General features: G+C 67.3%; 1 protein-coding gene. It reads left to right on the forward strand.

Annotated features, from left to right (window positions below; translation table 11 throughout):
- Positions 1-120 precede the first annotated feature (120 nt).
- On the forward strand, positions 121-696 hold the full coding sequence (locus FKZ61_RS23740; RefSeq protein ID WP_141612665.1) for a hypothetical protein: 576 nt from the start codon (positions 121-123) through the stop codon (positions 694-696).
- The last annotated feature ends 84 nt before the right edge of the window (positions 697-780 follow it).

The raw sequence follows: 780 nt of genomic DNA on the forward strand, positions 1-780 counted from the left end.
GAGGGAGCGCGCCCAAAGGGCACCCGGAATTTCTGCCGTGGTATTTACGCCAGACCGTACTAGTCCCTGCCGGGCAGCCCATCAGGCGATGCCTCGGGGTAAGGACCCTCTGGATGAGCTATGGCTGAAACACTGCGAATCTTCGTCAGCGCAACCAAAGACCTGGAAGCGGAACGGGCGGTCATCGGGCGGGCCGTGGCCGAGCTGCCCGTGCAGATCGGCGTGGAGATCCGCCGCACGCCCGCCCGGGGCGCCTCCTACGACGACATCTTCGAGCTGATCGCCAACTGCGACCGCGTCTATTTCCTGTTGGGCAAGGACATCACCGCCCCCTCCGGCGCCGAGTGGCACCTGGCCTGGCAACTGGAGCGCTCCATCCTCCCCCTGCGCAGCCCGGCCCGGCTGACACCCGCCGCCCAGGAGTTCGTCCGCACCTCGCTGGTGGAGTGGACGGTCTTCCGCAACGGCCCCCACCTCTCCCAGATCGTCACCCTGGACCTGGTGCGCATCCTGAACCACCCCACCAACCGCTACGGGCTCACGGTGTCCGAACTGGAGATGCTGAACCTCCACGCCGCCCGCATCCGCCAGAGCCTGCCCCCAACCGATGGCGAGCCTGGCGGCGCAGAGGGCGGCGGCGTCCTGCTGGATGCCATCAACCGGGACCCGGTGGACGGCGTGCTGCTGGAGACGTGATGGCCTGCCCACACCCAACCACTAGTACAGTCTGGCGTCAATACCACGGCAGAAATTCCGGGTGCCCTTTGGGCGCGCTCCCTC

Origin of the sequence: Litorilinea aerophila (assembly GCF_006569185.2) — a bacterium.
In the GTDB taxonomy this organism is placed as follows: domain Bacteria; phylum Chloroflexota; class Anaerolineae; order Caldilineales; family Caldilineaceae; genus Litorilinea; species Litorilinea aerophila.